The sequence below is a fragment of the Dyella sp. 01N36 genome (genome assembly GCF_056399745.1).
Window position 1 is genome coordinate 1 of record NZ_JBFTRY010000377.1, and the last position, 1185, is coordinate 1185.

Consider the following 1185-nt stretch of genomic DNA (forward strand, 5'->3'; position numbering starts at 1 on the left):
GGCAGCGGAAAGATCTGGGCGAATTCGCGCTGCGCGACGCCGACGACCGAGCCCGAATGATCGAACAGGATCGCCCGCGAGCTCGTCGTTCCCTGATCGAGGGCAAGGATGTAACGCTTCTCCACGTCTGCCGGCCCCTGCTGCGCTTGGCTGAGGGGCCAAGCCTAGCAGTTCGATCCCTGAGGCCGTCAGTGCGCGCCTGCTTTCTCGCCTGGCTGCATGATGCGATCGATGAAAGCCAAGGCCAGCGCAGACACTACAAACGCCAGGTGCAGCAGCACCTGCCATTTGATGGTCTCGGCGTTGAGCGAATCGGCCTTGATGAAGGTCGCAAGCAGGTGAATCGACGAAATGCCGATAATGGCCATCGCCAACTTCACTTTAAGCACGGTCGCATTCACGTGCGAAAGCCATTCCGGCTGATCGGGATGACCTTCCAGCTTCAGCCGAGACACGAAGGTCTCGTAGCCACCCACGATCACCATCACCAGCAGGTTGGAAATCATCACTACGTCGATCAGACCGAGCACAGTGAGCATGATGGTCGTCTCGGCACTCTCCGCACCGGCGCCTTCGGCAACGTGACCGAGCAGCGTAGTGTCGATGAGATGCCACAGCTCGCGAATGAACTGCACGACATAGATCGCCTGGGCGGCAATCAATCCCAGGTAGAGCGGCAACTGCAGCCAGCGGGAAGAAAAGATCAGATAGGAAAGCGGACCAAGGCGGCTCTGCTGGGGAGTCGTCATACGCGTCACATGATGGGTAGGGATCCCCGATCATCGCAAATTCGTGCGACGGACGGCATCCCACTTCGCGTACTCATTCAGGCCCAGGCAAGAACTTGGCGCCATGGCTGCGTGAGCCGTGCGTCGACTGCTCCTGATGGACATTTGGACGTCTATTCGAAGAGCTGCAGCACCGCGCCGGAGCTCCACTCCCGAGCAATTCGTTCGCCAGGGCGCAGTCACGCCACGCAGAAAAACAGCTGTTTTTTTGGGGATTTTCAGCGCGGAATATTCTCAAAACGCACAAAGACAAACGCCTTCCCGGATGGGAAGGCGTTTGAGGGATAAAGCCCCTGGCGGTGACCTACTCTTGCATGAGAATTCACACTACCATCGGCGCAGCTGCGTTTCACTTCCGAGTTCGGGATGGGATCGGGTGGGGCCACAGCGCTATAGC

General features: G+C 58.6%; 2 protein-coding genes and 1 rRNA gene. All 3 read right to left on the reverse strand.

The window, feature by feature from the left end:
- Positions 1-125: FGGY family carbohydrate kinase (locus AC1DMG_RS22245; protein ID WP_477181163.1), on the reverse strand; the 125-nt coding region annotated here is incomplete at its 3' end.
- Between the two features lie 63 nt (positions 126-188).
- Positions 189-749 (reverse strand): TIGR00645 family protein, encoded by a 561-nt coding sequence (locus tag AC1DMG_RS22250; RefSeq protein WP_441605057.1) that lies wholly within the window; start codon positions 747-749, stop codon positions 189-191.
- Between the two features lie 330 nt (positions 750-1079).
- Positions 1080-1185: ribosomal RNA gene (rrf, locus tag AC1DMG_RS22255) — 5S ribosomal RNA — on the reverse strand; the annotation flags it as partial.

Excerpts from the sequence above, each read along its gene's own strand:
- AC1DMG_RS22250 (WP_441605057.1), bottom strand. The coding sequence starts at position 749 with ATGACGACTCCCCAGCAGAGCCGCCTTGGTCCGCTTTCCTATCTGATC.